The organism is Mesorhizobium sp. NZP2077, assembly GCF_013170805.1.
GTDB lineage: Bacteria > Pseudomonadota > Alphaproteobacteria > Rhizobiales > Rhizobiaceae > Mesorhizobium.
This window is the reverse complement of the sequence record NZ_CP051293.1, coordinates 2013347-2038667: the sequence shown is the minus strand read 5'-3', so window position 1 is coordinate 2038667 and position 25321 is coordinate 2013347. Positions and strand designations below refer to the sequence as shown.

Annotated in this window: 25 protein-coding genes; 8 read left to right on the top strand and 17 right to left on the bottom strand. The window is 63.4% G+C overall.

The window, feature by feature from the left end:
* The first annotated feature begins 96 nt into the window (after positions 1-96).
* Positions 97-1740: an MFS transporter gene (locus HGP13_RS10025; protein WP_172224683.1), complete on the top strand. Its 1644-nt coding sequence runs from the start codon at positions 97-99 to the stop codon at positions 1738-1740.
* Positions 1741-1786: 46 nt separating this feature from the next.
* On the opposite strand, the gene HGP13_RS10020 is transcribed toward HGP13_RS10025, so the two are convergent.
* A complete protein-coding gene (locus HGP13_RS10020) occupies positions 1787-2401 on the bottom strand; it encodes a TetR/AcrR family transcriptional regulator (RefSeq protein WP_172224680.1) in 615 nt (204 codons plus the stop codon).
* 111 nt (positions 2402-2512) lie between these two features.
* Between HGP13_RS10020 and HGP13_RS10015 the strand changes: the two genes are divergently transcribed.
* The gene (locus tag HGP13_RS10015; RefSeq protein ID WP_172224677.1) at positions 2513-3130 is read left to right on the top strand and encodes a ferric reductase-like transmembrane domain-containing protein; all 618 of its coding nucleotides are present in this window, start codon (positions 2513-2515) and stop codon (positions 3128-3130) included.
* Positions 3131-3208: 78 nt separating this feature from the next.
* Here the strand turns inward: HGP13_RS10015 and HGP13_RS10010 are convergent, their stop codons facing one another.
* The 5 genes from HGP13_RS10010 to HGP13_RS09990 all read right to left on the bottom strand — a co-directional run bounded on the left by HGP13_RS10010 (position 3209) and on the right by HGP13_RS09990 (position 8617).
* Positions 3209-3577 carry a cupin domain-containing protein gene (locus HGP13_RS10010; protein WP_172224674.1) on the bottom strand — a complete coding sequence of 123 codons (369 nt, stop codon included), beginning with the start codon at positions 3575-3577 and terminating at the stop codon, positions 3209-3211.
* 2 nt (positions 3578-3579) lie between these two features.
* On the bottom strand, positions 3580-4965 hold the full coding sequence (locus tag HGP13_RS10005; protein WP_172224671.1) for an FAD-binding oxidoreductase: 1386 nt from the start codon (positions 4963-4965) through the stop codon (positions 3580-3582).
* Positions 4966-4990: 25 nt separating this feature from the next.
* Positions 4991-5650, bottom strand: a complete 660-nt coding sequence (locus tag HGP13_RS10000) for an XRE family transcriptional regulator (RefSeq protein ID WP_172224668.1) — start codon at positions 5648-5650, stop codon at positions 4991-4993.
* 167 nt (positions 5651-5817) lie between these two features.
* Complete coding sequence (locus HGP13_RS09995; RefSeq protein ID WP_172224665.1) at positions 5818-7599, bottom strand: chloride channel protein; 1782 nt, start codon at positions 7597-7599, stop codon at positions 5818-5820.
* Between the two features lie 718 nt (positions 7600-8317).
* The gene (locus HGP13_RS09990; RefSeq protein ID WP_172224662.1) at positions 8318-8617 is read right to left on the bottom strand and encodes a putative quinol monooxygenase; all 300 of its coding nucleotides are present in this window, start codon (positions 8615-8617) and stop codon (positions 8318-8320) included.
* A gap of 603 nt (positions 8618-9220) precedes the next feature.
* Between HGP13_RS09990 and flhA the strand changes: the two genes are divergently transcribed.
* Genes flhA through HGP13_RS09975 form a run of 3 tightly spaced genes read left to right on the top strand, consistent with a single transcriptional unit; the run spans position 9221 to position 12442 of the window.
* A complete protein-coding gene (flhA, locus tag HGP13_RS09985) occupies positions 9221-11308 on the top strand; it encodes a flagellar biosynthesis protein FlhA (protein ID WP_172224659.1) in 2088 nt (695 codons plus the stop codon).
* Positions 11305-12057 carry a flagellar biosynthetic protein FliR gene (gene fliR, locus HGP13_RS09980; RefSeq protein ID WP_115140255.1) on the top strand — a complete coding sequence of 251 codons (753 nt, stop codon included), beginning with the start codon at positions 11305-11307 and terminating at the stop codon, positions 12055-12057. Before flhA ends, fliR begins: the two co-directional genes overlap by 4 nt.
* Before the next feature lies 1 nt (position 12058).
* Positions 12059-12442 carry a hypothetical protein gene (locus HGP13_RS09975; protein ID WP_172224656.1) on the top strand — a complete coding sequence of 128 codons (384 nt, stop codon included), beginning with the start codon at positions 12059-12061 and terminating at the stop codon, positions 12440-12442.
* 23 nt (positions 12443-12465) lie between these two features.
* Here HGP13_RS09975 and HGP13_RS09970 read toward each other — a convergent pair whose 3' ends face one another.
* From HGP13_RS09970 to HGP13_RS09960, 3 genes are all read right to left on the bottom strand, one after another.
* The gene (locus tag HGP13_RS09970) at positions 12466-13314 is read right to left on the bottom strand and encodes a DUF1365 domain-containing protein (protein ID WP_172224653.1); all 849 of its coding nucleotides are present in this window, start codon (positions 13312-13314) and stop codon (positions 12466-12468) included.
* 16 nt (positions 13315-13330) lie between these two features.
* A complete protein-coding gene (locus tag HGP13_RS09965; RefSeq protein ID WP_172224650.1) occupies positions 13331-14677 on the bottom strand; it encodes an FAD-dependent oxidoreductase in 1347 nt (448 codons plus the stop codon).
* A gap of 152 nt (positions 14678-14829) precedes the next feature.
* Positions 14830-15216, bottom strand: coding sequence for a DUF2147 domain-containing protein (locus HGP13_RS09960; RefSeq protein WP_172224647.1), 387 nt, complete (start codon positions 15214-15216; stop codon positions 14830-14832).
* 126 nt (positions 15217-15342) lie between these two features.
* Between HGP13_RS09960 and HGP13_RS09955 the strand changes: the two genes are divergently transcribed.
* Complete coding sequence (locus HGP13_RS09955; RefSeq protein ID WP_172234660.1) at positions 15343-15753, top strand: DUF2177 family protein; 411 nt, start codon at positions 15343-15345, stop codon at positions 15751-15753.
* Between the two features lie 6 nt (positions 15754-15759).
* On the opposite strand, the gene HGP13_RS09950 is transcribed toward HGP13_RS09955, so the two are convergent.
* The 8 genes from HGP13_RS09950 to HGP13_RS09915 form a co-directional block, all read right to left on the bottom strand.
* A complete protein-coding gene (locus HGP13_RS09950) occupies positions 15760-16320 on the bottom strand; it encodes a hypothetical protein (RefSeq protein WP_172224644.1) in 561 nt (186 codons plus the stop codon).
* A gap of 25 nt (positions 16321-16345) precedes the next feature.
* Positions 16346-17374, bottom strand: a complete 1029-nt coding sequence (locus HGP13_RS09945; RefSeq protein ID WP_172224641.1) for a cyclopropane-fatty-acyl-phospholipid synthase family protein — start codon at positions 17372-17374, stop codon at positions 16346-16348.
* On the bottom strand, positions 17371-18207 hold the full coding sequence (locus tag HGP13_RS09940) for a DUF1295 domain-containing protein (protein ID WP_246707322.1): 837 nt from the start codon (positions 18205-18207) through the stop codon (positions 17371-17373). The genes HGP13_RS09945 and HGP13_RS09940 overlap by 4 nt, the downstream gene beginning before the upstream one ends.
* A gap of 249 nt (positions 18208-18456) precedes the next feature.
* Positions 18457-19578, bottom strand: a complete 1122-nt coding sequence (locus HGP13_RS09935) for an ABC transporter permease (RefSeq protein ID WP_172224635.1) — start codon at positions 19576-19578, stop codon at positions 18457-18459.
* 3 nt (positions 19579-19581) lie between these two features.
* Positions 19582-20343: an ABC transporter ATP-binding protein gene (locus tag HGP13_RS09930; RefSeq protein WP_210266349.1), complete on the bottom strand. Its 762-nt coding sequence runs from the start codon at positions 20341-20343 to the stop codon at positions 19582-19584.
* Positions 20312-20797, bottom strand: coding sequence for an ABC transporter substrate-binding protein (locus tag HGP13_RS09925; RefSeq protein WP_172224632.1), 486 nt, complete (start codon positions 20795-20797; stop codon positions 20312-20314). The genes HGP13_RS09930 and HGP13_RS09925 overlap by 32 nt, the downstream gene beginning before the upstream one ends.
* 138 nt (positions 20798-20935) lie before the next feature.
* Entirely contained in the window at positions 20936-22144 is a 1209-nt protein-coding gene (locus HGP13_RS09920) for a sulfotransferase (protein WP_172224629.1), read from the bottom strand.
* Positions 22144-23214, bottom strand: a complete 1071-nt coding sequence (locus HGP13_RS09915; RefSeq protein WP_172224626.1) for a type III polyketide synthase — start codon at positions 23212-23214, stop codon at positions 22144-22146. Before HGP13_RS09915 ends, HGP13_RS09920 begins: the two co-directional genes overlap by 1 nt.
* A gap of 207 nt (positions 23215-23421) precedes the next feature.
* On the opposite strand from HGP13_RS09915, the gene HGP13_RS09910 reads away from it, so the two are divergent.
* Positions 23422-24141 carry a class I SAM-dependent methyltransferase gene (locus tag HGP13_RS09910; RefSeq protein WP_172224623.1) on the top strand — a complete coding sequence of 240 codons (720 nt, stop codon included), beginning with the start codon at positions 23422-23424 and terminating at the stop codon, positions 24139-24141.
* On the top strand, positions 24138-25310 hold the full coding sequence (locus HGP13_RS09905; RefSeq protein ID WP_172224620.1) for an NAD(P)/FAD-dependent oxidoreductase: 1173 nt from the start codon (positions 24138-24140) through the stop codon (positions 25308-25310). The genes HGP13_RS09910 and HGP13_RS09905 overlap by 4 nt, the downstream gene beginning before the upstream one ends.
* Positions 25311-25321: the final 11 nt, after the last annotated feature.

The following is a 25321-nucleotide window of genomic DNA, read 5'->3' as shown; positions in this document are numbered from 1 at the left end:
CCATGATCTTCTTCGCCTTTGCGGCGCGATGCCATAGTTTCGGCAAACGATGCGGAGAAACCGCTGGGATCAGCACGCCGTGGCAGGAACCCATCCATGATTGACGAGAAACCGGATAGCGAAGGCGTTTCGGCGCTGGCGCCGTTCCGGCATGGCATTTTCCGCGCCGTCTGGGCCGCAAGTCTCGTTTCCAATTTCGGTGGCCTGATCCAGGGCGTCGGCGCCGCCTGGATGATGACCACGATCGCGACCTCGCCCTATCAGGTCGCGCTGGTCCAGGCTTCCACCACTCTGCCGATCATGCTGTTCGCGCTTGTCGCCGGCGCCATCGCCGACAGCTTCGACCGGCGCAAGGTGATGCTGGTCGCGCAGACCTTCATGCTGGTCGTTTCGGTGCTTCTGACGGTGTTCACCTACTATCACCTGCTCACGCCCTGGACGCTGCTTGCCTTCACCTTCCTGATCGACAGCGGCACGGCGCTCAACAGCCCGTCCTGGCAGGCGTCCGTCGGCGACATGGTCCCCCGCAACAAGGTGCCGGCCGCCGTGGCGCTCAACTCCATGGGTTTCAACCTGACACGCAGCGTCGGTCCGGCGATCGGCGGCATCATCGTCGCGGCCGCCGGTGCCGCGGCCGCCTTCGCGGCGAACGCGGTCAGCTATATCGGCCTCATCATCGTGATGGCGCGCTGGAAGCGCGACGTGCCGGTATCGACCTTGCCGCGCGAGTCGCTGGGTGCGGCCATGGGCGCCGGTCTGCGCTATGTCGCCATGTCGCCCAACATCGGCAAGGTGCTGGTCCGGGGCGCGGCCTTCGGCTTCAGCGCCGGCGCCGTGCTGGCGCTCTTGCCGCTGGTGGCGCGCGATGTGGTCAAGGGCGACGCCTTGACCTACGGCATCATGCTGGGTTCGTTCGGCATCGGCGCAGTCGGCGGCGCGCTGATCAGCGTGCGGTTGCGGCAACTGCTCTCCAGCGAGACGATGGTGCGCTGTGCCTTCGCCGGCTTCGCCGTCTGCGCCTTCAACGCCGCGATCAGCCATCACGCCTGGCAAACGTCGCTTGGCCTGCTGGTCGGCGGCGCCTGCTGGGTGATCGCGCTGTCGCATTTCAACGTCACCGTACAGATGGCGACGCCGCGCTGGGTAGTCGGCCGGGTTCTGTCGGTCTACCAGACCGCCACCTTCGGCGGCATCGCGCTGGGCAGCTGGATCTGGGGCGTCGTCGCCGACGCGCATGGCGCCGAGACGGCGCTGATCGCCGCAGCCATTACCATGCTGGCCGGCGGCGCCATCGGCCTACTACTGCCGCTGCCGCAGCAGCAGGTGCTGAACCTCGACCCGCTCAACCGCTTCAAGGAGCCGCATCTGGCGCTCGACCTGAAGCCGCGCAGCGGTCCCATCGCCATCATGATCGAATACATCATCCGCCACGAGGACGAGGCCGAGTTCCTCGCCACCATGGCCGAACGCGGCCGCATCCGCCGCCGCGATGGCGCCCGCAACTGGACGCTGGCGCGCGACCTCGAAAATCCCACAATATGGATCGAGCACTACCACACGCCGACCTGGCTCGAATATGTCAGGCACAATGGCCGCATCACCCATGCCGATGCCATGGTCGGCGAGCGCTTGCGGGCGCTGCATAGCGGCGACGAGCCGCCGCGCGTGCGTCGCGTCATCGAGCGCCCGACCACCGCGGGCACCGCGCTGGTGATGGCCAAGGGGCCGATCGAGCATTGATGGTGTCCAAGGCTGAACTGATCCTTCGGCAAGATAGCCGGCCCGCCTATTTTGCCAGCAAGGCGAGAAAACCATCGAGACTTTGCTTCATCAGCGCCTCGGCGTTCTCCGCACCACCCCACTGGGCAAACTGACCATCGATCCACATGCGGGCAAGACCGTAGACCATCGCACGTGCCTGCAGGGGAACGCCTTCTATATCGGTTTTCCGCAACTGCCCGGCCGCGCGCGCGTCCTCCAGCATTCGCACCATCAGACCGCGGATCTCTTCATTGAGCCCGACAAGCGTCTCGGAGGCATCGAAATCGATCGCCCGGCGTATCGAGATGATTTCGAAATGCGTCGGGTTGTCGATGACCCAGCGCAGATAGGCGACCCCCAGCGCCCGAAAGCGCGACAGCGGGTCAAGTTGTCCTGCTTTGTCGAGTTCGACCGATATCCCCGCACGGAACCGGCGCATCGCCTCTTCGGCCACGGCAGTCATCAGCGCGGTCTTGCTCGGAAAGTGCCGGAACGGCGCTCCTGACGACACGCCGGCCCGCTTCCCGGCCTCACGCACCGTCACCTGTTCGACGCCATCCTCCCTGGCAATGGCAAGGGCGGCGTCGATCAGCGCCTGCCGCAGACTGCCGTGATGATAGGTCTTGCGTTGCGTCGCCATGCCCCTGTCCCCATCACAATCCGGCGCTCGATGCAAGCACGACTTACTTCTGGATTGCAATGGCAGCCAATCAATGTAAGTAGTTATTACATCTTCTGCTCAGGAGGCTTCATGGACACCGTCGCACCCCTTGCAACCAGGGCAACGAACCGCTGGTGGCTGTTCTGGCTTTTGGCCGCGATCATTCTTGCGCTGTCCGGGCTTGTCGCATTCCGCGGCGATTTCTCGGTGGCAGGGGTTCGCCAGGCCGTGCGGCTCACCGCACAGATGTCGCTGATCCTGTTCTGCATCGCTTTTTCGGCATCAGCGCTGGCGCGCCACCTGCCGAGCGCATCCACACTGTTCCTGCGCCGTCATCGGCGCCAGATCGGATTGGCCTTTGCTTTTTCGCATGGCGTCCATGCGGTCGCCCTGTTCGCTTTCGCGCAGGCGAGTCCGGATCAATTCGATGACGCCACGGATACCGCGATGTTCGTTTTCGGCGGCCTTGCCTACCTGTTCATCATCGCCATGGCGGCGACGTCCTTCGATCGCACGGCTGCATGGATCGGACCACGCGCATGGCGAATCCTTCACACAGTCGGCAGCTACGACATATGGCTGACATTTCTGATTGCCGAGGGCAAACGCGCGGTCCACGACGTCTACTATTGGCCCTATGTGGCTGTTCTTATCGCCGTCATGGCCATTCGCTGGTGGGGCGGAAAAACGCGGTCGGCCGGCAGCTAGCCCGCCCGCCAAGCTCACCGGCAGGCTGGCGATAGCCAAGGACCGATCGCGCTCTTACTTGAGCCCGGCGGCTGTCTGTCAGCCGGTGCTCTGGATCATGTAAAGCTTGCGCGTGGTTTCCCGGATCCGCCATTCGCCCTTCCATCCCTGCGGCAGCACGAGGAGGTCGCCCGGCCCCAGCTCGCGCGTCTCGCCGTCGGCGCGGCTCACCTCCACTCGCCCCGAAATGATGTGGGATATCTCCGACGAACCGGTGCGATCAGCAGTGAAGCGGCCGGGCGTGCACTCCCAGATGCCGATATCGACGGTCCCGTCCGGTGACTGGAACAGCGAGCGCGCCGCCTCGACCTGATCCCCCTCGATGCTGGTCGGCTTTGGTGAGAACGCGCCGATATCGGTCTTGGCGAGATCGTGGAAGGCCGAAAGGTCGACCAAATTGGACTCCATGATCAGTGGCCCGTGATGCTGTCAGCGAGCGCCGCCAGTCTCGATGTATGCGCAAGCCCAGCGGCCTCGCGCCCGTCAGCGATGCGATAGAGCTGGTACATCGAATGCACGCCGAGCCACCGAAACGGCTCCGGCTCCCATGGCCTGACCTTGCGGTTGACCCAGGGCAGCTTCGTCCGTTCCGTGTCCTGGCCAAGGATCAGGTCGGCAAGCGTGCGTCCCGAAAGATTGGAGCTCGACACGCCAAGCCCGACATAGCCGCCGGCCCAGCCGATACGGGTCGCGGGATCGAGGCCGACGGTCGTGCACCAGTCGCGCGGCACGCCGAGCACGCCGCACCAGGCGTGCTCGATGCGGCAGTTCGCCGTCTGCGGCAGCAGCGTCGTCAGGATCTGATGCAACTGGTCGATCGTCGCCTGCTGCGTCTGTCCATTGACGTCGGTGCGCGAGCCATAGCGATAGGGCACGCCGCGCCCGCCCATGGTGATGCGCCCCTCGCGCGTGCGCTGGGCATAGCAATAGGCGTGGGCGGCGTTGCCGAGAAGCTCATGTCCTTCCCAGCCGATGTCGCGCCAAAGCTCGGGTGGCAGCGGCTCGGTGACGATCTGCGCACTGTTGAGCGCCAGCCAGGTCCGCTCCTCGCCGGGGATGCCCGCCGTGAACCCCTCCGTCGCGCGAATAATGGTTTCGGCCCGCACCGTGCCGTGGTCGGTCGCAACACTGCCCTTGGCGATGGACGTCACCGTCGTCTGTTCGTAGATCGCCACGCCCAGCCGCTCGACGGCGGCGGCAAGCCCGCGCACCAGCTTGGCCGGCTGCACCCGCGCCTGGCCGTGGACGACGAAGCCGCCCATGACGTTGCGTACATTGATGCGCGCCCGCGTCGCCGCTTGATCCAGCATTTCGACGCGGTCCGGATCGACATCCCAGGCACGGATCGTTTCGCACTCTTCGCGCGCGCGTTCGAGCTGCGCGGGGTTGGTGGCCACCGTCAGATTGTCGACGCGGCGGATATCGGCATCGATGCCTTCCTCCGTCGCCACCCGGATCACCTCGTCGACGCAGCCAGCCATCGCCGCCTGCATGGCGCTCACCCCTTGCCGGCTCGAGGTCTTGAGGTATTTTTCGCGCGACCAGGAGAAGCCGCCCGACAGCCAGCCGCCATTGCGGCCCGAAGCGCCGAAGCCGGCGAATTCGCGCTCGATCAGCGCGATGCGCAGCGAAGGCCTTGCCTTCTTCAGATAGTAGGCGGTCCACAGCCCGGTATAGCCGGCGCCGACGATCGCGACATCGGCTTCGATATCGCCGGGCAAGGGCGGCCGGGGGGCGGGAACTCCGCCCAGATCCGCATACCAGAACGATATGTCGCCGTTGCGTTTGGCTTGCATGGGCTGACTTTCAGATTGATTGGACCTACCTGGCCGCGAGTGGTTTCCAGGCCGTGTATTGGTCGAGTTCGGCGCGCACCGAGGTCGGCGGCGCGATGATCCACATCACTTCGGCTCGGCCACTGCCGATGTTCTCTGAGCGATGCGGTGTCGAGGTCGTGTATTCGATGCTGTCGCCTTCCTCGAGCACGTGGCGCGCCTCGCCGAGCGAGACCTCGACGACCCCGCGCAGCACGACGAGCATCTCGTGTGCGTCGCCATGGGTGTAGCGATCGGGTCCGGTCGAGCCGCCAATGTCCAATTCCCCGACATAGACTTCCATGTCGCCCAGCGGCGGGCGCGACAGCAGCATCTTGCGGCAGCCGTCGCTGGGCGGCAGGCTCGGCCGCTCGCTGCGTCTCAGAACGCCATGGTTTTGCGCTGTGCTTTCCTCGAACAGCATGGCGACGCTGACGCCGAGCGCCGAAGCCATCTGGTTGAGCGATGCGGTGCTGGCGCCGGTCAGGCCGCGTTCAAGCTGGCTGATGAAACTGGCGCTTGTCCCGGTCGCCTCCGCAAGCTCCCGCAACGACAGCCTGCGGGCGAGGCGAAGGCTCTTGAGGCGCATGCCGAGCACCTGATGGGCATGCGTCGCGGCCGATACGTCGCCGGTCTTTACCGAAGCCTTTTCGGACCCCTTGCTCATGCGGTCTTCCACCTCACTTAACACTTTGTACAGTGGCACTGTACAATTGGCAAGCCGCGCATGATGCCAGGAGCGCACCGATATCCGGGCCAGGCTTGCTCAAATCGAAGGTTGTGTCAGCAGTAGGACGTGCTTGCTTGTCGACAGGAGATGCGCAGGTGCGCCCCCTACCCCTCGCCCGACAGGTCCCGGCGCGCCTTTTCGAGTTCCTCGGCGTAGCGCCGCATCAGATGGCCCTCGGTCAGCAGCCCGAGCACGATGTGGTCGGTGAAATCCTCGACGACCGCCAGTTCTTCGGCGCCGGCGCGCTGGAACGTCTCGGCGGCAGTCTGCACGTTCATGCTCGGCACCAGGACGGCATCCTTGTACTGGGCAAGATCGCGCACCAGCACCTCGCCGCCGGCGGGATCGCTGTGCAGTTCGGCCACGATCAGCACGCCGACATACTGATCGCCCGGGTCGACGGCGATGACGCGCTGGGCGGAGCCGAGCGGGATCTGCTTGCGGAAGTCGGCCAGCGTCGTCGAGGCATCGATGGTCTTGATGTCCTTGCGCATCATCGAGCCGACGGTGAGACTGCGCATCCAGCCGACATCGTGGGCGCTGCGGATCGTTTCGCCGCGCAAATGGAAGCGCCATGTCGAGAACGAATAGCCGAAGGTTTCGCGCACCAGGATCGCCGCCATGATCGAGGCAGCCAGAACGACGCCGGTCAGCGTCAGGTCGCGTGTCGATTCCAGCGCCAGGAAGGTCATGGTCAGCGGGCCGCCGACGACACCGACGGCAAGCGAGGTCATGCCGACGACGGCGGCGACCGAAGGGTCGATGCCGGTCGCCGGCGAGACCAGCGCCATCACGCCGGCGAATGCCTTGCCAAGCAGCGCGCCAAGAAACAGCGACGCGAAGAACAAGCCGCCGCGAAAGCCGGAGCCGAGCGAGATGGCCGACGCGGCCAGCTTGAGTAGAAAAACGCTGGCCACCACGGCCAGACCATAGTTCATGGCGAATTCCCGATGCAGCGCGCCATGGCCGCTGGACAGGACCTGCGGCGTGATCAGTCCCAGCAGGCCGACAATGACGCCGCCGATGACGGGGCGCAGCGAGGCATCGACCGACAGCCTGTTGAAACCGCGTTCGATCAGCGTTACCAGTTGCATGATGGCGATCGAGGCCGCACCGCCGAGCAGCCCGAGCAGCAGGAACGGCACATACTGGCTGGGCGTCAGCGCCGGCAGCCCTGAAAGCTCCAGCGGAAACGGCACGCTGCCGAACATCTCCGCCGTCAGCGAGGCCGAGATCGCGGCCGTCATCACAGGCGCGACATTGGCGACCGAGTAGATGCCGATGACCAGTTCGAAACCATAGAAGGCGCCGGTCAGCGGCGCATCGAAGGCGGCGGCGATAGCGCCGGCAGCACCACAGCCGACCAGGATGCGGACATCGTTGCGGCGCAGCTTGAACATCCGCGCCAGCCGCGATGCCACGCCGGAGCCGACCTGCGTGTAGCCGGCCTCGAGGCCAACCGAAGCGCCAAAGCCGCTGGAGATCATCGTCTGGCAGACGATGACGAAGGTGTCGGTCAGCGACATGCGCCCGCCATAGAGCGCGTTGGCTTCGATCGGATCGACCGGAGTGCGGAATCTGCGCTTTCTCAGCCAGATCACGCTCAAGCCGAGCAGGATGCCGCCAAATGCCGGGACCAGCGCCTGCACCGGATTGGCGAGCGAAAACATACCGGAAAGCCGGCCGCCTGGCTGAACGCCGAACAAGAGCCCGTGCAGATCCTGCACGATCTGGCTCATCGCGGTGACCAATATGCCCGCCATGACGCCGACGACGCCGGCCAGGATGACCACGGCAATGCCGCGCGCCTCGAGGAGCGGAATGGACCTCAGCAGCACCGCGCGCAGCCGGCGGGCGTAGACTTGTGGCTGGTTTCTGGAAAGCACCGGGGCGGCTCGCCGATATCAAAGGGACGTGGAAGGCTGATACGCCTGGGGATACCGCATGGCAACCGCGATATCGGCGACCGAATGCGCGGATCGTTTTCGAACGGGTTGGAGACTTCTGTTGATCAAGCCCCGAACCCAAAGGGCATGAGTGAATCGGTGATCTCAAATCGGACGGCGGATTCGCTGCTATGCCCCTGCTCCTGTTCGCTCACGAAATCGACGCAACGCCTGAAAGGTGGTATTTTAGCCCGTCTTCATTTCCCTCAAGGAGGAGAATATGAGTGCGCGGGGGTTCTTTTCGTTAGCTGCTTGCACGATTTTTTTGAGCTCGTCTGCGATGAGCAACTCGAGCGTAGATATGCCGGTTAAGCGGAATATTTCATACCCAATATCTCTTTTGTCGGGAGGCAATACGGAAAAACAGAGCCGGCCGACAGAAGGATTTCTTCAGCTTGCGCAGCAGGACGTCTGCTGTCCTGGCGGTTATCCCTGGTACCGTAATTCAACAAACATGTGTTACGGCAGCTATGAAGATTGCCACGATACCGATGGCGGAGGTTGGTCCTGCAGACAGGTCAACGCCTGCTAGGCCTGCTTAGCCTTCGGAGAGCAGCGGGATCGATCTGGCAAGCACCGCGCCAAGTCGGCAGGTGTAGACTTTGCGTGGTTCCTGGAAGGCATCGGAACCGCTCGGCAGACCCAAAGCCGCGGCCGATCAGGTCGGCACGGGCTCGCCGGCTTCATAGAGCACAAGGTTGCGCTCGCCAATGCCCAGCGCCGGCCAGCTTGAGCGCCACGCGGCGATGTGCGGCGAGCGGAAATGCGCATCGAGCGTCGCCCTGTCGCGCCACACTTCCGTGACCCGGATCAGCCCCGCGTCGAAGACATCCTGCGCGTAGGAATATTCGAGGCAGCCGGGCTCCGCGCGGCTGGCTGAAACCATGCGCTCCATGGCTGGCTTTGCTTCCTCGAGCTTGCCGGATGGCAAGCGGATCGTGCCGATGATCAGGAGCATCTGGTTCTTTCGAAGACGCGGACCAAACGTCTAGTTTAGGTCAAAAACCTGACCTCGCTCTTCACCGTCCAGCTCTTTTGATCTATGCCACCCCAACCAAATTGGCTCTGATATGTTACCCTGCCGTATAAGAGCGTCTACAAGCGTACGCGCGAGCCAGGACGGTTCGGGTGCCAAGGGACCATCATTGATATAGCAATCGAGTCGAGAATGCGGGAAGTACCCTTCCGGATGTATCTGTGGCCGCCATGTATAAAAGCGTCCGACCGGCGTGCTAACCGATCCGCCAGCTTTGTTGCGTGATATGTGGAAAATCACGCCATTTTGAAACAATCCATCTGCATCTGACACGACATAGTAGTCCGAACTCAAGGTCGGGTTAGTCATCGCAACACGATATCCAGTTTGGCCGGAGCCGTCTACGCGCGCACTGGTCTGCGTAACGCCAAGCAGATTCCTGGCGCTTGAAGCGTTTCGACTGAGCCCGTTTCAACGCGACACGCTTTCAGACTGAATTAGCCACTCTCCCACCCTCGCGCAAGCTTGGCCAGCTACCCTCGCCGGGCTGTCCTGTGCGCGGCAGCCTATGGTTCGAGGACGAGAATGGCGATCAGCGAAAGCATCCAGCCCGGCGCGGTGGCCAAGAATGGCCGCGATGTCTTCTTCGCGCTCGGCATCGTCATCATCCTGGCCGTGCTGTTCCTGCCGATCCCGGCCTTCCTTATCGACATCGGCCTCGCCTTCTCGATCGCGCTTTCGGTGCTGATCCTGATGGTGGCGCTGTGGATCCAGCGGCCGCTCGATTTCTCCTCGTTCCCGACCGTGCTGCTCATCGCCACCATGCTGCGGCTATCCCTGAACATCGCCACCACGCGCATGATCCTGTCGCATGGCAATGAAGGCACGCACGCCGCCGGCTATGTCATCGCCGGCTTCTCCAAGCTGGTGATGGCCAGCGACTTCGTCATAGGCCTCATCGTCTTCATGATCCTGATCGTGGTGAACTTCATCGTCATCACCAAGGGCGCCACCCGTATCGCCGAAGTCGGCGCCCGCTTCACCCTCGACGCCATCCCCGGCAAGCAGATGTCGATCGACGCCGACCTGTCCGCCGGCATGATCGACGACAAGACCGCGCAGTTGCGCCGCCGCGAACTGGAGGAAGAAAGCTCCTTCTTCGGCTCGATGGACGGTGCCTCGAAATTCGTGCGCGGAGACGCCATCGCCGGCCTCATCATCACCGCCATCAACATCGTCGGCGGCATCGCCATCGGCTACATCAGGCACGGCATGGGCATGGGCGAGGCCGCCGACGTGTTCATCAAGCTGTCGGTCGGCGACGGCTTGGTCACCCAGATCCCGGCGCTGATCGTCTCGCTCGCCGCCGGCCTGCTGGTGTCCAAGGGCGGCACCCGTGGTTCGACCAACCAGGCCGTGTTCGGCCAGCTCGGCGCCCATCCGCGCGCGCTCTATGTGGCGGCGGCGCTGCTGGTGCTGCTCGGCCTGATGCCCGGCCTGCCGCTCTTCCCCTTCTTTGCGCTCGCCGGCGGCATGGCCGCACTCGGCTACATCATCCCGATGCGCGCCAACCGCGTCCTCGCCGCCGCCGAAGCGTTGAAGACCCAGGAGAAGGCGACCAAGGTCGAGGAGGAGAAGAACTCGGTCAAGGCCTCGCTCGCCACCGCCGAGATCGAACTTCTGATCGGCAAGCAGCTGTCGACGCGGCTGCTGGTATCGCATCAGGAGCTGGTCTTCCGCATGGGCAAGATGCGCAAGAAATTCGCCCAGCAATACGGCTTCGTCGTGCCTGAAGTGCGCGTCGCCGACGATTTCGCCATCCCGCCGAAAAGCTACCAGATCAAGGTGCACGGCACGGTGGTCGCCGAATACTCGATGCGCGTCGGCGAGATCATGGTGCTGCTCGGCAACCGTGATGTGCCCGAAATACCGGGCGAAGAGATCCGCGAACCCGCCTTCGGCATGCGCGCCTATTCCGTCATGGAAACCTTCGCCGAGGATTTGAAGCGCGAGAACTACACCTTCGCCGACAACATGTCGGTGCTGCTCACCCATCTCTCCGAGGTGATCCGCAACAACCTGCCGCAGCTTCTGTCCTACAAGGACATGAAGGCGCTGCTCGAGCGCCAGGACCAGGAGTACCGCAAGCTCGCCGACGAGATCTGCACCACGCACATTTCCTATCCCGGCCTGCAGGCCGTGTTGAAGCTGCTGCTCGCCGAGCGCGTCTCGATCCGCAATCTGCACCTGATCATCGAAGCAATCGCCGAGATCGCGCCGCATGTGCGCCGCACCGAGCAGATCGTCGAACATGTCCGCATCCGCATGGCCCAGCAGATTTGCGGCGACCTCTCCGAAGGCGGCGTGCTCAAGGTGCTGCGCCTGGGCAACCGCTGGGATCTCGCCTTCCACCAGAGCCTCAAGCGCGACGCCAAGGGCGAGGTGCGCGAGTTCGACATCGATCCGCGCCAGCTCGAGGAATTCGGCCAGGACGCCACCAAGGCGATCAAGAAATTCCTCGAAGCCGGCGAGCGTTTCGTCCTCGTCACCGCACCCGACGCCCGCCCCTATGTGCGCATGATCATCGAGCGCCTGTTCACCACGCTGCCGGTGCTCTCCCATGTCGAAATCGCCAAGGGCGTCGAGATCAGGGTGCTCGGGACCATATCGTGAGCGTTCTTTCGCAGAGCGTCGTCATCGCGGCGTTCCTCGCCTTCTGCCGCATCGGCGCCTGCTTCATGCTGATGCCGGGCCTGTCCAGCGCCCGCGTGCCGGTGCAGGTCAGGCTGTTTGTGGCGGTCGCCGCCACCGGCGGCCTGCTCGCCTTCCTGTGGGACCGCATCATTCCCTTCGTCGATCCGCGTCCGCAGATCCTGGTGCCGATGATCATCTCGGAACTCCTGGTCGGCGGGCTGATCGGCGCCATGACCAGGCTTTACATGGAAGCGCTGCGCTTCATGGGCTCGGCCATCGCCATGCTGATCGGCTATGGCGGCTCGGGCGGGCCGGCGATCGAGGAGCCGGAACCGCAGGCGGCACTCGCCGCCATCATCTCGTTCTCGGCGCTGTTGATGCTGTTCGTCTTCGATTTCGACCACGAGATCGTACGCGCCCTGGTGGCGTCCTACACCGTCGCGCCGGTCAATATCTTCTTCAACCCGCAGGCTGCCCTCGTCGACATCACCGACACCGTGTCGGACACGTTCTTCCTGGTCATCCGCCTCGGCAGCCCGTTTGTCGCCTATGCCATCCTGGTCAATCTGACGATCGGCTTCGTCAACAAGCTGACCCCGCAGATACCGATCTACTTCATCTCCCAGCCCTTCGTCATCGCCGGCGGCATGATCATCTTCTATTTTGCCGTCGGCACCATGCTGTCGCTGTTCGTCGACGGCTTCGTCGACCTGACTTTGGCGAGGTGAGATGAGCACGCGCAAGGATCGCCTGAAGAAACTGATCAAGGTGCAGGAACAGCTGAAGGCGCTGCACGAGACCCGCCACGCCACCTTCCTCGCAGCGGCAAACGCCGCCGAGTCCGAGGCCAGGGAATTGATCGGCCATTTCGATCAGGACAATTCGCTGTCAGGCCTGTTCCCCGATCTCTATCATCGCCGCATCGCCCAGGCGGTCGTGCGCCAGGAGACGAGCCTGGAAAGTGCTAGGCAGGAAGTCGGCCTCATCGCCAAGGCAACCGCCCGCAGCAACATGGTCGAGCGTGCCTACAAGGAGGTGCGCAACCGCGACGAGCGCGAGAGCGCCGACCGCGAACGGCTGGATCTCATCGCGCAGAAGCGGAACGAGGAGTAGCTGCGGGACTCTGGAGCCCGGGCCTACTTGCGAACAGCGCTCGGCTCCGTCTCGTGGGTCAAGCCGTATTGGGTACGACCTTCAACCTTCGGGCTCGGATGGAAGCGCGCGCCTTTCAGCCAAAGCTTCAGAGCTTCCCAGTGAATGCCAGCGACGATCTTCACCGTCACAAAGGGAAACTTGATCAGGCACGCGCCAAGGTCCGGCGTGGCAAGCGGGCGTGCGGCGCCGGCAAAGGTCGCCGACAGCAGCGGTTCGCCGTTCTCCGTCTCGTGGATGCGCAGCCTGACCGTCTTGCCCGGCGGCAGAATACGAAAATAATAGTGAGCGTCCATGCCGACGAAGGGCGAGACATGGAAGACCTTGGCTTGCGTCTGGCGCACCCCTGCGGGGCCGAGTTCGCCCGCCAGGACCGGCGACACGTAGATATGCCGGCCACCGAACGTGTTGCGCACCGCATAGATCAAGGCGATCAGCGCGCCGGCGGCGTCGTAGCAGAAATACACCGAGATCGGATTGAAGACGTAGCCGAAGATGCGGGGATAGGCGAGCAGCAGCACGCGCGCCGCCGGTTCGCCAAGGCCGGCATCGAGGAGCAGCCTGTCGACGAAAGCCCGCAGCGTTTCGCCTGATGTGCCGACGTGGTCGCTTTCATGGAAGGATGCCAGGCCGGGCCGATTGACGCCCAGCAGCCATGTCATGCGGCCGAGCTCGGCAAGCCTGTCTATATCGACAAGCAACGAGAACACGCGATAGACAAAGCGGTGGCCGAACGGCTTCAGCCGCGCATGCATGACCTCACCCGGATACAGCACGCCCGCCGCCAGCGGCGGCGGACCATTTTGCTCCAACGTGGTGACGCGTTGCTCCATGTCCGGGAAATGCCTTCTATTCCGCCGCCAGGAGAGCCCCCGGCAAAGCCCCCTCGCCTCGCCGCCATGGCACCATGGCGCCGAGGGCAATCGCCGCGTCGAGGCCCGAGCGCAAGCCATCCTCATGAAAGCCGTGCCCAGTCCACGCACCGGCAAAATGGGTGCCGCGCACACCTTGGATGTCATCGAGACGGGCTTGCGCGGACAAGGCACGCGCATCGTACTGCGGATGGTCGAACGTCCATTCGCCGAAGACCAGGTCCGGGTGCGGCTCGACGACCGGGTTGAGCGACACGAAGAGCGGCTTTGCGGCGTCGATCCCCTGCAGGCGGTTCATCCAGTAGGTCACCGACACCTCCGGTTCTTCACTGTCACAGGAACAGCGCAGATAATTCCACGCCGCCCAGGCGGCCCGCCGCTTCGGCATCAAGCGCGGGTCCCTGTGCAGCACGACCCGGTTGGGACGATACGGTATGGCCGACAGGATCGATTCCTCGACGCTGGATGCGTCGCCGAGCATGGCCAGTGCCTGGTCGCTATGCCCAGCGATGATCACATTGTCGAAGCGCTCCGGCGCGTCATCACCAGCCCACAAGGTAATGCCGAATGCATCGCGCACCATTGTCTTGACCGGTGACGACAGGCGCAGCGCCGATCCGAGCGGCGCCAAGAGTTTTTGCAGATAGTTGCGCGAACCACCGCTCACCGTGCGCCACATCGGCCGTGTATCATTGTCGATCAGCCGATGGTTCTCGAAGAAGCCGATGAAGCTTGCGGCCGGATAGTCCAGCATTTTGGCGCGTGGCGTCGACCAGATCGCCGCCGCCATCGGGATGAGATAATTATCGCGAAAGCCTGCGGAGAAACCGCGGGTGCGAAGATAATCCCCGATCGAGACATTGCCCAGCGTGCCGCTGTCGCGCTCGGCGATACACTCCTTGTTGAAGCGCAGGATTTCGCGCAGCATCCACAGGAAGCCGGGCGAAAAGACATTGCGTTTCTGGGCGAATATGGTGCGCAACGTCGAGCCGCACCATTCGAGTTTGCCGCCGTCGAGCGAAAGCGAAAAGCCCATGTCGCTCTCATGCGTGGCCACACCAAGGTGCGAAAACATCGCGGTGAGATCCGGGTAGGCCAGCTCGTTGTAGACGATGAAGCCGGTGTCGACGGAAATCGATGTGCCGTCATAGTCGATGTCGACCGTGGCGGTGTGGCCGCCCGCGCGGTGCGAAGCCTCATAAAGGATGATTTCGGCACTCGGGTGCAAGGCCCATGCGGCGGCGGCGCCGGAAATGCCCGAACCGATGATGGCGATTTTCTTCCGGGCGTTGGAGCCACCACGGTGAATGGGCACAATATTCATCGAAAATCCTTGTTGGAAATCAAGTCTGTAGGGTGCGGGCGGGACCAGGCACATTTGTAGATACGGAAGGATCCGACGTGAGTTTCACCGTGCCGAAAGGGATATTTGTCGTGAGATGAAAGGACGCCAGTTTCCGGCCTGTCACCCCATCGTCAGCGGGCGCGGGACCAGTTGACCGACTTGCAAACCAGGCCGCCAACGAGGCAGCCTCGTGTCACCAGTTTCTGCCCGGCCACCTTGAGCTGGATCGCATAGGTCAGCGCCCGCTTTGCATCGAAGGCCTTGCCGGTCAGCGTGTCGGCGGACTTCGGCTGCAGCGTCATGACAAGCTTGTCGCCAACGGCTTCACCGCCGCTGGTGTCCTTGATCCATACATTGGTGGCGCAGATGTTCGAACCGCATGGCGCGATCCGGACCTTTGCATTGCCGTCGCCGCGGTTCCATGTGCCACTGGGATCAGGCGCCGATGCCGCCAACGCCGATCCGCTGAACGAGACAAAAAAGAAAAGGCCTGCCGCCACTGCCAGTGGGTTCATCATTCGCCCTTGTCATCCGTTTTACGAAGCTACGGACGACAGGGAGAGCGAGTTTCGGCCGGTCGAAACTATCGCCGCTGAAAACCGTTGCTGAGATCAACAGCCTATGGGATTTCGGGAGCGGACATGATCAAAACCCACAGCATCGCCTATCTGACGACGGCGGTCGTGTTCCTGTGCATCGATGCTGTCTGGCTGACGGTGATGAGCAGCCGGCTTTACAAGCCGCTGCTGGGGCCGATCCTGCTCGACAATTTCAACGTCAAGGCGGCAGCGCTTTTCTACGTCATTTACATCGCCGGCGCAGTCTATTTCGCGGTTCAGCCCGCCTTCCAGACCGGCACGTGGACGACCGCTGCGGTGAACGGCGCTGTGTTCGGCTTCTGCGCCTACGCCACCTATGACCTGACCAACCAGGCGACACTGAAGTATTGGCCCGTCGCGGTCACTGTCGCGGACATCTGCTGGGGCACAGTGCTCACCGCAATCGCGGCTACGACCGGCTTTCTCGTTTCCAGTGCGCTATCGCGAACCGCGTAGTAGCCGTCAGCGCGTGGCCGGAGGGCTGATCAGCCTCATGACGAGAAGACCGATGAAGGCGGTAAGCGTGCCGGCGCTGAGCGCGTTCATCCTCAAAAACCCAGCATATTCCTCGGCCGAATAGAGGTGGACAGGGGCGCCGTAGCGGCCATGCAAGACCGTGAAGGCCAGCATGCCGACCGCCGCTATGGCGATCGCGATGAAGCGTTCGCCAGGCCGGAACAGCACGAAGCCGAGCAGCACGCAGGGCAGCAGAAAAATCTCGACGCCGGAGGCGACGCCGAAGACCTCAGCGCTAAGCACCGTGTTGCCGATACCGGCGAGCGGCAGCAGCGCCCGCCCGGCACGGCCGTTGACGCGGGCGACTGCCGGAACCGCCAGGAAGAACGGCGTCGAAAGGAATGTGTAGAAGGTTGGCGCGATGTCGGGGCCCACCGACCAGTACACATAGAGCGGATAGAATGGCTGGTTCCACAGCACGACAAGCGCGACCAGGTTGGCGGTGGCCACGAGAGGGTCGTCATGGGTGAAGTAAGCCTTTGCCGCGTTCCAGAACGTCCTCAACATTCCCGATCGAACCGGCGCTTCCATCTCATGCGGCCGCGCGCAGGCGATAGTGGCTGACGCCCCATTCCTCGCCATTCTTGTGTCCGAACAGCCCTGCTGTGGCGAGGAAAAACAGACGCCAGCGCCGACGCCAGATCAAGGCCTCCTTGCCGTAGACCTCGGCGAGAATGCGGTCGATCTCGGGCAGGTTGGCGTCCATGTTGACGAGCCACTGGTCTGCGGTGCGCTGGTAGTTGCGGCCATTCCATCGCCATTCCTGCTCGACGTCGAACAGGGCCGGGAAATGCCGGATCAGATCGTGGCTCGGCATGATGCCGCCGGTGAAGAAGTGCTGCGCAATCCAGTCGGATTTGTCGCAATGGTCGAAACGATAAGACCGGCTCTTGTGGGTGAAGACATGGATGAAAAGCCGCCCCTCCCGCGTCAGCCAGGAGTGCACGCGTTCGAGCAGCTTTTGCCAGTTCGACATATGCTCGAACATCTCGACCGAGACGATGCGATCGAACATGCCGTTGGGATGAAAACTGTTCATGTCGGCCGTGATGACGCGGATGTTGGCGAAGCCCTTCTCCCGAGCCTGCGCTTCGATATACGCCCTTTGAGGCACCGAGTTGGAGACCGCGGTAATCCTGGCGGCGGGAAAACGCTCCGCCATGAACAGCGTCAGCGAACCCCAGCCGCAGCCGAGTTCGAGGATGTCCTGGCCATCCGCGAGATCGGCGTGAGCAACGGTTTCCTCCAGCGCAAGCAGCTCGGCCTGCGCCAGGCTTTCGTCGCCACGTCGATAGAGGCAGGAGGAGTATTTGCGTCGCGGCCCGAGCACCAGCCCAAAGAAAGCCGGCGGCAATTCGTAGTGCTGCTCGTTGGCGGCTTGCGTGTGCTCGGCAATCGGATGATCGGCCATCGCGTGAACGAAGGCCTGCTCATGCATGGCCGGGTTTTCGAGCAGATTTCGGCGGGTGCGTCCGACCAGGAAGTCGATTCCCGTTCGCGTCACGGGATCGGGAAACGGGCTGCGTTCGACGGTGCGTATGGCGGATGCGATGAGGCTCATGATGCCCGACCTTTCGAAGTCTGTGCAGGGGTATGGCGGGGTGGCCCCGGCCAGAACGCATTGACGCGTGCCTGGTAGGCACGGAACTTTTCGCCACGCGATTTCAGCATGTGCGTTTCGAGTGGCGGAATGCCGGAGACATGAACCAGAAGCCAGTACATGAAGAGCGGGCCGGACGCGGCGACCCAACCCCAGGCGTAGGCGCCGGTAAAATCCAGCGCGATCGCCACATAGGCCAGCCAGCCGAACCACTCGAAGAAGTAGTTGGGATGGCGTGAAAGCCCCCAGAGCCCGGCGTCGCAGACTTTTCCCTTGTTGGCCGGGTTGTCGCGAAACCGGGCAAGCTGGCGGTCGGCCAGGCCCTCGCCAAGGATGGCGATCACCAGAATGGCAATGCCCAGCCAGTCGCCGATTTGCAGTTGTGGGACCGGATTGCGGGCTGCCGCGAAAATGGAAAGTGAAAGCAGGAAGGCAGCGCCGGCCTGAATTTGCAGAAACCAAAACAGCCGGCGCGGAAAATCCTTGCCCCATTCGCTGCGTAGTTGCGCGTAGCGCGGATCGTCGCCACCGTGCAGCGTCCTGACGACGATATGCAGGCCAAGCCTGATCGACCAGATCGCCGCGAGCAGGGCGACGATGACCGGCCTTGTCGTCGTTTGCTGCCACCCGGGCAGTGGAACCAGCGCGATGGCGATGCCGGCGACACCCACGGCAAACGACCAGATCGCATCGACCCAGCCGGACTTGCCACTCCGAATGGCAATTGCCCATGCGATCGACATCACAAGCGACAGGCAAATGCCGACACCAATAAACAATGTTGCAAACGTCACATCGCAGCCCTGCAGACCACAATGGTCTGTTGGGCGAGTAACGGATCGACATGACGTCAAGTTTCTCGCGCTGCCAGAGTTTTGCCGAAGCACGCATCTCATACGCGGGTCTCCGGTTCGAGTCCGCGCGGACGATCGGTTCTTGACGACGCTTGGGATGGGGGCTGCGTGCGGGCAGTGCCTCTCTCTTCCTCCCGCAAGCCTGTCACCGCATGATCCACCTGTTTAATAAACAGTCGACCTTAGCCGTCAGATCCGGCGGAGCGCCTCGGCGGGGAGAAGGCGCGTGGCGCGCCAGGCTGGGTAGAGCGCGCCAAGGGGGCCAGCGACGAAGACAAAGAGCAGCGCCTGCGCGATCGACCAGCCTGACAAATAAGGCACGATCAGACCGGCCGCGAACTTCGTCTTCGCCGCCATTTCCATCGTAAGGGCGCCGAGAATGATCCCGATGACCCCGCCGGCCGCGCTCATGATCACGCCTTCGATGAGAATGAGCCGAAGTATCCGCCGCGGCGACCAGCCAAGTGCAGCGAGAACGCCAATCTCGAACGTCCGTTCGTTCACCGCCATCAGAAGCGTATTGGCGACGGCGACCGAGGCCATCGCCATGACAACCAGTGAAATTGTCTGGGCAATCGCCCGAAGCAGATCGAACACGCGGATGCTGTTGGCAAACTGCTCGGTGTCGCCGACCTCGAATCCTGGTGCCGCCGCGATCAGCCGGGTTCGGGCAACGGCGATGTCGCTCTTCTCGAGCGGGCGCTTCAACCTCACCTCGTACAAGGTAAACACGTCTTCCCGCGACAGGAGTTGCTGCAGCCCTTCGAGCGGAACGATCGCGCTGTTCTGGTTCAGCACGGACGAGAACGACGCGATGCCGACAATCTGGTAGGGCTGGAACTGCAGCTCGACCGTATCACCCACCCGCTTGCCCAATGCGGTGGCGATCGACTCGCCAAGGATCACGGGCCACTGGTCCCCCGGTGCAGGGATTCGCCCCGACAAGAGGTGCATGTCGTTCCAAAGGAAGCTGTCGCTCGGCCAGCCGGCCATGACAATGTTCGCAGCGTCGTCAGCGGTGGTGATGTTCAGGAGAACGCCCGAAACCGCCTCGACGTTTGGCACCGCGGAAAGCCCGGAGCCCAGCGACCTGGGCACGGTGCTGCTCACCAGGTTGAATGCGGCACGCTGGCTTACCACCAGGTCTGCGCCGTTCTCGTCGATTCCCGAAGCGAACGAGCGCTGGACGCCGGCGGTCAGGCCGGTAAGCGCCACAAACCCCGCCACCGCCAGCGCGATGCCGAGAACCGTGAGGAGGGTGCGAAGCGGGCGCGAAGTGAGACCGCGCAAGGGAAGGGTCAGCTCTGTCATGGGTTAGCGGATCCGTGACGCCGGTGTGGGCGTCGGCATCGCCGCCGACCGGCTGTCCGAACGGATGCGGCCGTCGGAGATCTCGACGCGCCGAGCGCATAGCGCGGCCACGTCCTCGTCATGGGTCACCACGATCACCGCGGTACCGAACTCGCGATGCACGTTGCCGATAATGCTCATCACGGACTGGCTCGTCTGCACGTCGAGGCTTCCTGTCGGCTCGTCCGCAACGAGAAGCTTCGGACGGTTGGCAAGCGCCCGCGCAATTGCAAGCCGCTGGCGTTCGCCGCCCGAAAGCTCGGCCGGCCGCAGCGTGGCGCGTTCGGCAAGACCGAAATGTGCCAGAAGTTCGAGCGCGCGATGGCGACGCTGCCGCGCTCCGCCGAGGTTTCCCAGCAAAGCCACCTCGATGTTCTCGCACGCCGACAAGGACTGGAGCAGGGAGAAGTTCTGGAAAACGATCCCGATCTTGCTGGCCCGGACGGCTGCCCATGCGGCCCTCCCGTTGACGGCCCTTCCCTCGAACCGAACTTCGCCGCGCGTCGGCCGGTCGAGCCCACAGACCAGGTTCAGGATCGTGGACTTGCCGCTCCCGCTGCGGCCGACAATGGCGACGGTCTCGTCATCCTCGATCGCGAGCGACACACCGTCGACGGCGACAATGCGGCCGCCGTCGAAGTCGCGGCCGACATTGCTCAATTCTACGAGGAGGGACATGAGCACGAGCGAGGCGTCATACCCGGCCTTTCCTGAGGTCGGCGACAAGTGCCGGGATCGAGCCGCCATTGCCGGCGAGTAGCTGGGCGACGCGGTCCCGCTGCTGCACCGTCACCGAGCCGCCGTCGACAAGGACATCGCCGATGCAGAGTTGTCCGCGGCAGTGGCGGACACGCCAGTCCACGGATGTTGGGCCGTGGAGCGGCCGGCGGAATTCGCTGCGCACCAGGATGTCGCCGTTAGCCAGCGCCTTTGTGCCGAGCACGGTGAAAGTCTTGTCCTGCGTCCGCTCCAGCCTGTCGGCCAGCCTGTGAGCGATTGCATAAAGCAGCGCATCAACCACCGAGGCGCGGTCGTCCGCACTTGCCCGGCGCCAATACGTCCCGAGCACGGCTTGCGCGATCCCCCTCCCGTCGAACGCCGCCGAGATCGCACGGAGCTGCCCCTCGGTGGATCCACCATGCCCAAGCACAACCGCCGCCCGGCGCACGCTCTCAACCAACTTGACGGCCTCACTCTGCTCATCGGCAGCTGCCGAAAGCGATGGGGCGCAGATCGCGAGCAATACGGGGACAAGCAACAGCCGGGCCAAAGCTGCCCAGCTTGCGTGCAACCATCGGCCTGATGTCATGATCCTATGTCATCCAATGCGCTGTTGGCTGTCAACATCGAGCGTCTCGGGAGGCTGTAGAGGCGCATGTCCAAACGCGGTGGCCAGCGGCTCGAGGCGAGCGACCCTCGCTTTCTGCCCTTCCGTCAAGTCGGTATGGCGGCTGCGCGCCTGCTTGCCGAACGTCGCGGCGACCTGCGACATTCGCGCCTCGAAGTCGCGCGAAAATGGCAGGCCCAGTTCACGGTAGATCCGCCTCATCTCGCCCATGGGGTCGGCGGTGAGATCCTGCAGCCGCACTTCCGCGAGGTCGCCAGCTGGAATCCGGGCTCTGTCGGCCAGATAGTGCATCTCTGTCGCGAGATATTCGTGAGCGATGATCTCCTCCTGCTCGTCCTCGGGCAGCGGCGGCTGCAGCGCGAATGCACGTTGCAATTCGCGCACCAGAAGCAGGTTGGACCGGAACACGACTTCCGGCGACCGCGAGATGTGGACAAACTTGGCCCCCGGAAAAAGTTCCTGGAGGTAGCGGACGCGCGCCGTATGGCTCGGCGACTTGAGCACAAGTCGCCGCCCGCCCGCAACGAGAGCAAGCTTCTGGACGAAACCCAGCTGATGTGAGCGCCAGCGGCCCAACTCCGCCTTCGAAAGCGCGTCGAGATCGTGAAATCGATTGAAGAAGGCTTGCCGGCGGGGAAGTATGGCGCGCCCCGCCAGGACGGACATCCCGCCCAGATTGTTCAACGCAAAGTCGTCCTCCCCCGGCAGCTCGGCGCCCACCGGCACCACTGCGCCGAGCCGTGTCAACGGCAGCGAGGGCACGAAAAGGTAGCGCAGGAGAAACCAGCCAGGGACGAATGCCTGAGGCGCCAGGACCTGCGGCCAGCTCGGCGATCTCAGGTCTGGGTCGGCTGCCAGCAGGTTCTGCAAGAACGTCGTGCCGGACCGGAAGTAGCCTAGGACGAACACAGGGGCATTGTCCCGCCCCATCCGGGGAGGCCGCAGCCGCAGCCATGCCGCAACGATCAGGCGCTCCGGCAGGGAGGCGACGGTGTTGATCAGTGAAAGCAGCAGCAGCAGCACCAGACGGGGCCAGTAGGCGGGAGGGATCTGGCCTTGCGAGCGCCACAGGACCCGCAGCACGGCGTCGAGAGGCGCCACGCACATGAAGTGCGGATACGGCAAATAGGGCGCCAACCGACGGGCCGCGAGCGAGATGTTTTCGTGCAAGGCCTTCATCAGGCAGTCCGGAACATCATGGTCTCGGTGGTCAATCCCGGCCCGAACGCCATGCCGCAGCCGACCAAGCCTGACGGCTCCTTCAGCATTTCGGCCATCACGAACATCACGGTTGCCGATGACATGTTGCCGTATCGCCTGAGCACTTCGCGCGATACGGCGAGCGCGCTCGGCTCCAGTTTGAGTGCCCGCTCGACAGCGTCGAGCACGGAGCGGCCGCCGGGATGCACCGCCCACAAATCGATCTCGCTTGCGGGCCTGCCGCCGAGGATGGCCGCATGCTCGTTGCGCAGCGTCTCGCGGACCGCGCCGGGAACCTGACCGGACAGCACCATGTCAAAACCGTCGTCGCGGATGTGCCAGCTCATCAGCTCCTTGCGCTCCGCCGTGACGATGGCGTGGAAGCTTTCGAGCAGGATGCCGTGCGGTTCGGCCGTTACCAGCGCGGCCGCGCACCCGTCGCCCCACAGGCAGAACGAGATCAGCTTCTCAAGTTCGGTGGCTTCCCTGAAATGCAGCGTGCACAATTCGATGTTGACGATCAGCACGCGGGCTTTCGGGTCGGAGCGCACGATATGGCGTGACAGCTTCAAGGCGTTGATGGCGGCATAGCATCCCATGAAGCCGACGATGGTGCGCTCTACCGAATTCGGCAGGCCGCATCGCTGCACCAGCTCCAGGTCGATGCCAGGCGCCGAAAAGCCCGTGCAGCTCGTCACGATCAAATGCGTGATGAGCGAGCGGTCTTCGTCGGCCAGAAGCTTGTCGACGGCCTGCTGCGCGAGCTCAGGTGCCGCGGCTTCGTACATCTCCATGCGGGTCGCGGTGCTGGCGAACGAGCCCCTGACCGAGGTGCCGTCGCGGTCGATTGCCCCGCCGCGCGGGTCGTCGGCAGGCGCAAAGCAGGAATAGCGATGTTCGATGCCTGCGAGAGCGACCATTCGCTCGAAGAGCGTAAGGCGCGGGGCATTGTCTTCAAGCAGCAAAGCTCCATAGCGGAGATAGAACTCATGCACGTCGTGTTGTGGAACCGACGTGGCAATGCGGTTCAGATACGCTTGAGGGGACAAAATTGCTCCGACAATGAGCCCAATCGGGTCTCACAAGAGGTCTGGGAATTGGGGAAGCTTTTCCTAAGGCAAACGCCGGCACAAAGCATTTTATTGCATGGCGCCGATATTTCTTATTTGCAAACTGTCATACCAGCCTCCGATCTAGTATGAAAGGGACCGACCTGCCGGATTGCCGGCTGAAGCCCTGGATTTCCGATCCATAGCATGACCGACATGAATATCCGGCATCTGGAGCCAGAGCTGCTCGACGGCCTCGCGGCCGATGATCCCAGTGCGATCGCATCCCGACGTGACCTCGTTCGCATCAATGCGCTGATGTTCCAGGCCAGGTTCATGGCATCGCTCATGCGAGCCAATTTGCAAACGCCGCCGCTGCGCATCCTCGAACTGGGCGCCGGTGACGGAAAATTCATGCTGGGAGTGGCGCGGCTGATGGCGCGGCATTGGCCCGATGTGGAGATCGTCATGGTCGACAGGATCGGCCTGATCGGCAAGGATGTGTGCAACGCTTTCGCTGAATTTGGTTGGCGGGCGCGGCCTGTAACCGCCGATATATTCGACTGGACATCGGACAGGCCCTTCGATCTCGTTTGTGCCAACCTCATCCTCCATCACTTCGACGACACGCGCCTCAAGGAGCTGTTTGTCCGGATCATGACGATGGCCCCGCTGCTTGTCGCGACCGAGCCGCTCCGGGCCAAGGGGCCACTTGTGGCGACACGATTCCTGCGAGTGATCGGCGCCTGCGCGGTTACACTGAACGACGCGACGCAAAGTGTCCGATCCGGTTTTCGTGGCACCGAACTTTCACAATTGTGGCAAGCGTCGGGTGGAACGCCGGTGATCGAGGCTCGCAGAGGCCTGTTCACTCAAGGTTTTGTCGGTGCCCGTGTGCCCGGCGCAAGCATGCCCGGCGCCAGATGACGCACGACGCAATCATCATCGGTGCCGGCCCCGCCGGGAGCTCCACCGCCATTGCGCTGGCCCAGCATGGTTGGTCGGTGGCAATGGTGGAGAAGGTCGCGTTTCCGCGCCGAAAGGTCTGCGGCGAATTCATGTCGGGTACCAGCCTTGCCCTGCTCGACCAGTTGGGCGTCGGCAAGACCTGGCGCGCCGAAGCCGGTCCCGAAATTCGTCGCGTCGGCTTCTTTTCGGGCGATGTCTCGGCCGAGGCGCGAATGCCGCGCGCCAGGACGGGTCTCGGCCGCGCTCTCGGCCGCGATCGCCTGGACTACGTCCTGTTGCAGGCCGCCGAACGCGCCGGGGTCGAAATTCTCCAGCCTTGCAAGGCTGTCGCTATTCGTCGGCGCGATGATGTGCAGTTCGTGACCGTGGAGGCGGGCCAGCAACAACAGGTTTTGAGCGCACCTGTGATCATTGCCGCGCACGGATCCTGGGAAGCAGGCAAACTCCCGAGCCAGATTGAAAGGGCGAGCCAACCCTCCGACCTTTTCGGTTTCAAGGCGCATTTTACCGGCGCGGCACTGGCGCCCGACCTGATGCCGCTGCTGGTTTTCCCGGGCGGCTATGGTGGCATGGTGACGGCAGACCGTGGCCGGGTTTCGATTTCCTGCTGTATCCGCCGGGATGTGCTGTCCGGGCTGCGCCAGCGCTCGGGAAATAGTGCGGCCGCGGATGCATTGTCGCGCCACGTCGTGGCCTCGTGCCGAGGCGTGGGAACGGTGCTGGCCGGTGCCGAACTGGATGGCCCATGGCTCGCCGCGGGGCCGATTCATCCCGGTATTCGAGCTGGCTATGATCAGGGCATCTTCCGCGTCGGCAACATCGCGGGCGAGTCGCATCCTCTCATCGCCGAAGGGATTTCGATGGCGCTGCAATCCGGCTGGCTGCTTGCGCGAGAACTGACCGCGTCGGGTAAAGGCCACGAGGGCACCGACGAAGCCGGACGCCGCTACGAAAGGGAATGGCGCCGGCAATTCTCGACCCGCTTGCGTGCCGCGGCCTTGATTGCCCGAATAGCTCTCCGGCCTGGCAGCGCGGCGGCCATGCGCGCCGTGATCAAGAGTTTCCCGGCGGCCTTGACACTTGGCGCTCGATTGAGTGGAAAGACCCGGCCTGTTCCGGGTTTTTGACGTCGTACCCC

Excerpts from the sequence above, each read along its gene's own strand:
- HGP13_RS09970 (WP_172224653.1), bottom strand. The coding sequence starts at position 13,314 with ATGGAGCAACGCGTCACCACGTTGGAGCAAAATGGTCCGCCGCCGCTG.
- HGP13_RS09920 (WP_172224629.1), bottom strand. The coding sequence starts at position 22,144 with ATGAAGGCCTTGCACGAAAACATCTCGCTCGCGGCCCGTCGGTTGGCG.
- HGP13_RS09945 (WP_172224641.1), bottom strand. The coding sequence starts at position 17,374 with ATGAGCCTCATCGCATCCGCCATACGCACCGTCGAACGCAGCCCGTTT.
- HGP13_RS10020 (WP_172224680.1), bottom strand. The coding sequence starts at position 2,401 with ATGGCGACGCAACGCAAGACCTATCATCACGGCAGTCTGCGGCAGGCG.
- HGP13_RS10025 (WP_172224683.1), top strand. The coding sequence starts at position 97 with ATGATTGACGAGAAACCGGATAGCGAAGGCGTTTCGGCGCTGGCGCCG.
- HGP13_RS09990 (WP_172224662.1), bottom strand. The coding sequence starts at position 8,617 with ATGCTCCTGATCATCGGCACGATCCGCTTGCCATCCGGCAAGCTCGAG.
- HGP13_RS09935 (WP_172224635.1), bottom strand. The coding sequence starts at position 19,578 with ATGACAGAGCTGACCCTTCCCTTGCGCGGTCTCACTTCGCGCCCGCTT.
- HGP13_RS10005 (WP_172224671.1), bottom strand. The coding sequence starts at position 4,965 with ATGCAAGCCAAACGCAACGGCGACATATCGTTCTGGTATGCGGATCTG.
- HGP13_RS10000 (WP_172224668.1), bottom strand. The coding sequence starts at position 5,650 with ATGAGCAAGGGGTCCGAAAAGGCTTCGGTAAAGACCGGCGACGTATCG.
- HGP13_RS09950 (WP_172224644.1), bottom strand. The coding sequence starts at position 16,320 with ATGTTGAGGACGTTCTGGAACGCGGCAAAGGCTTACTTCACCCATGAC.
- HGP13_RS09965 (WP_172224650.1), bottom strand. The coding sequence starts at position 14,677 with ATGAATATTGTGCCCATTCACCGTGGTGGCTCCAACGCCCGGAAGAAA.
- HGP13_RS09960 (WP_172224647.1), bottom strand. The coding sequence starts at position 15,216 with ATGATGAACCCACTGGCAGTGGCGGCAGGCCTTTTCTTTTTTGTCTCG.
- HGP13_RS10010 (WP_172224674.1), bottom strand. The coding sequence starts at position 3,577 with ATGGAGTCCAATTTGGTCGACCTTTCGGCCTTCCACGATCTCGCCAAG.
- HGP13_RS09975 (WP_172224656.1), top strand. The coding sequence starts at position 12,059 with ATGAGCACGCGCAAGGATCGCCTGAAGAAACTGATCAAGGTGCAGGAA.
- HGP13_RS09910 (WP_172224623.1), top strand. The coding sequence starts at position 23,422 with ATGACCGACATGAATATCCGGCATCTGGAGCCAGAGCTGCTCGACGGC.
- HGP13_RS09905 (WP_172224620.1), top strand. The coding sequence starts at position 24,138 with ATGACGCACGACGCAATCATCATCGGTGCCGGCCCCGCCGGGAGCTCC.
- HGP13_RS10015 (WP_172224677.1), top strand. The coding sequence starts at position 2,513 with ATGGACACCGTCGCACCCCTTGCAACCAGGGCAACGAACCGCTGGTGG.
- flhA (WP_172224659.1), top strand. The coding sequence starts at position 9,221 with ATGGCGATCAGCGAAAGCATCCAGCCCGGCGCGGTGGCCAAGAATGGC.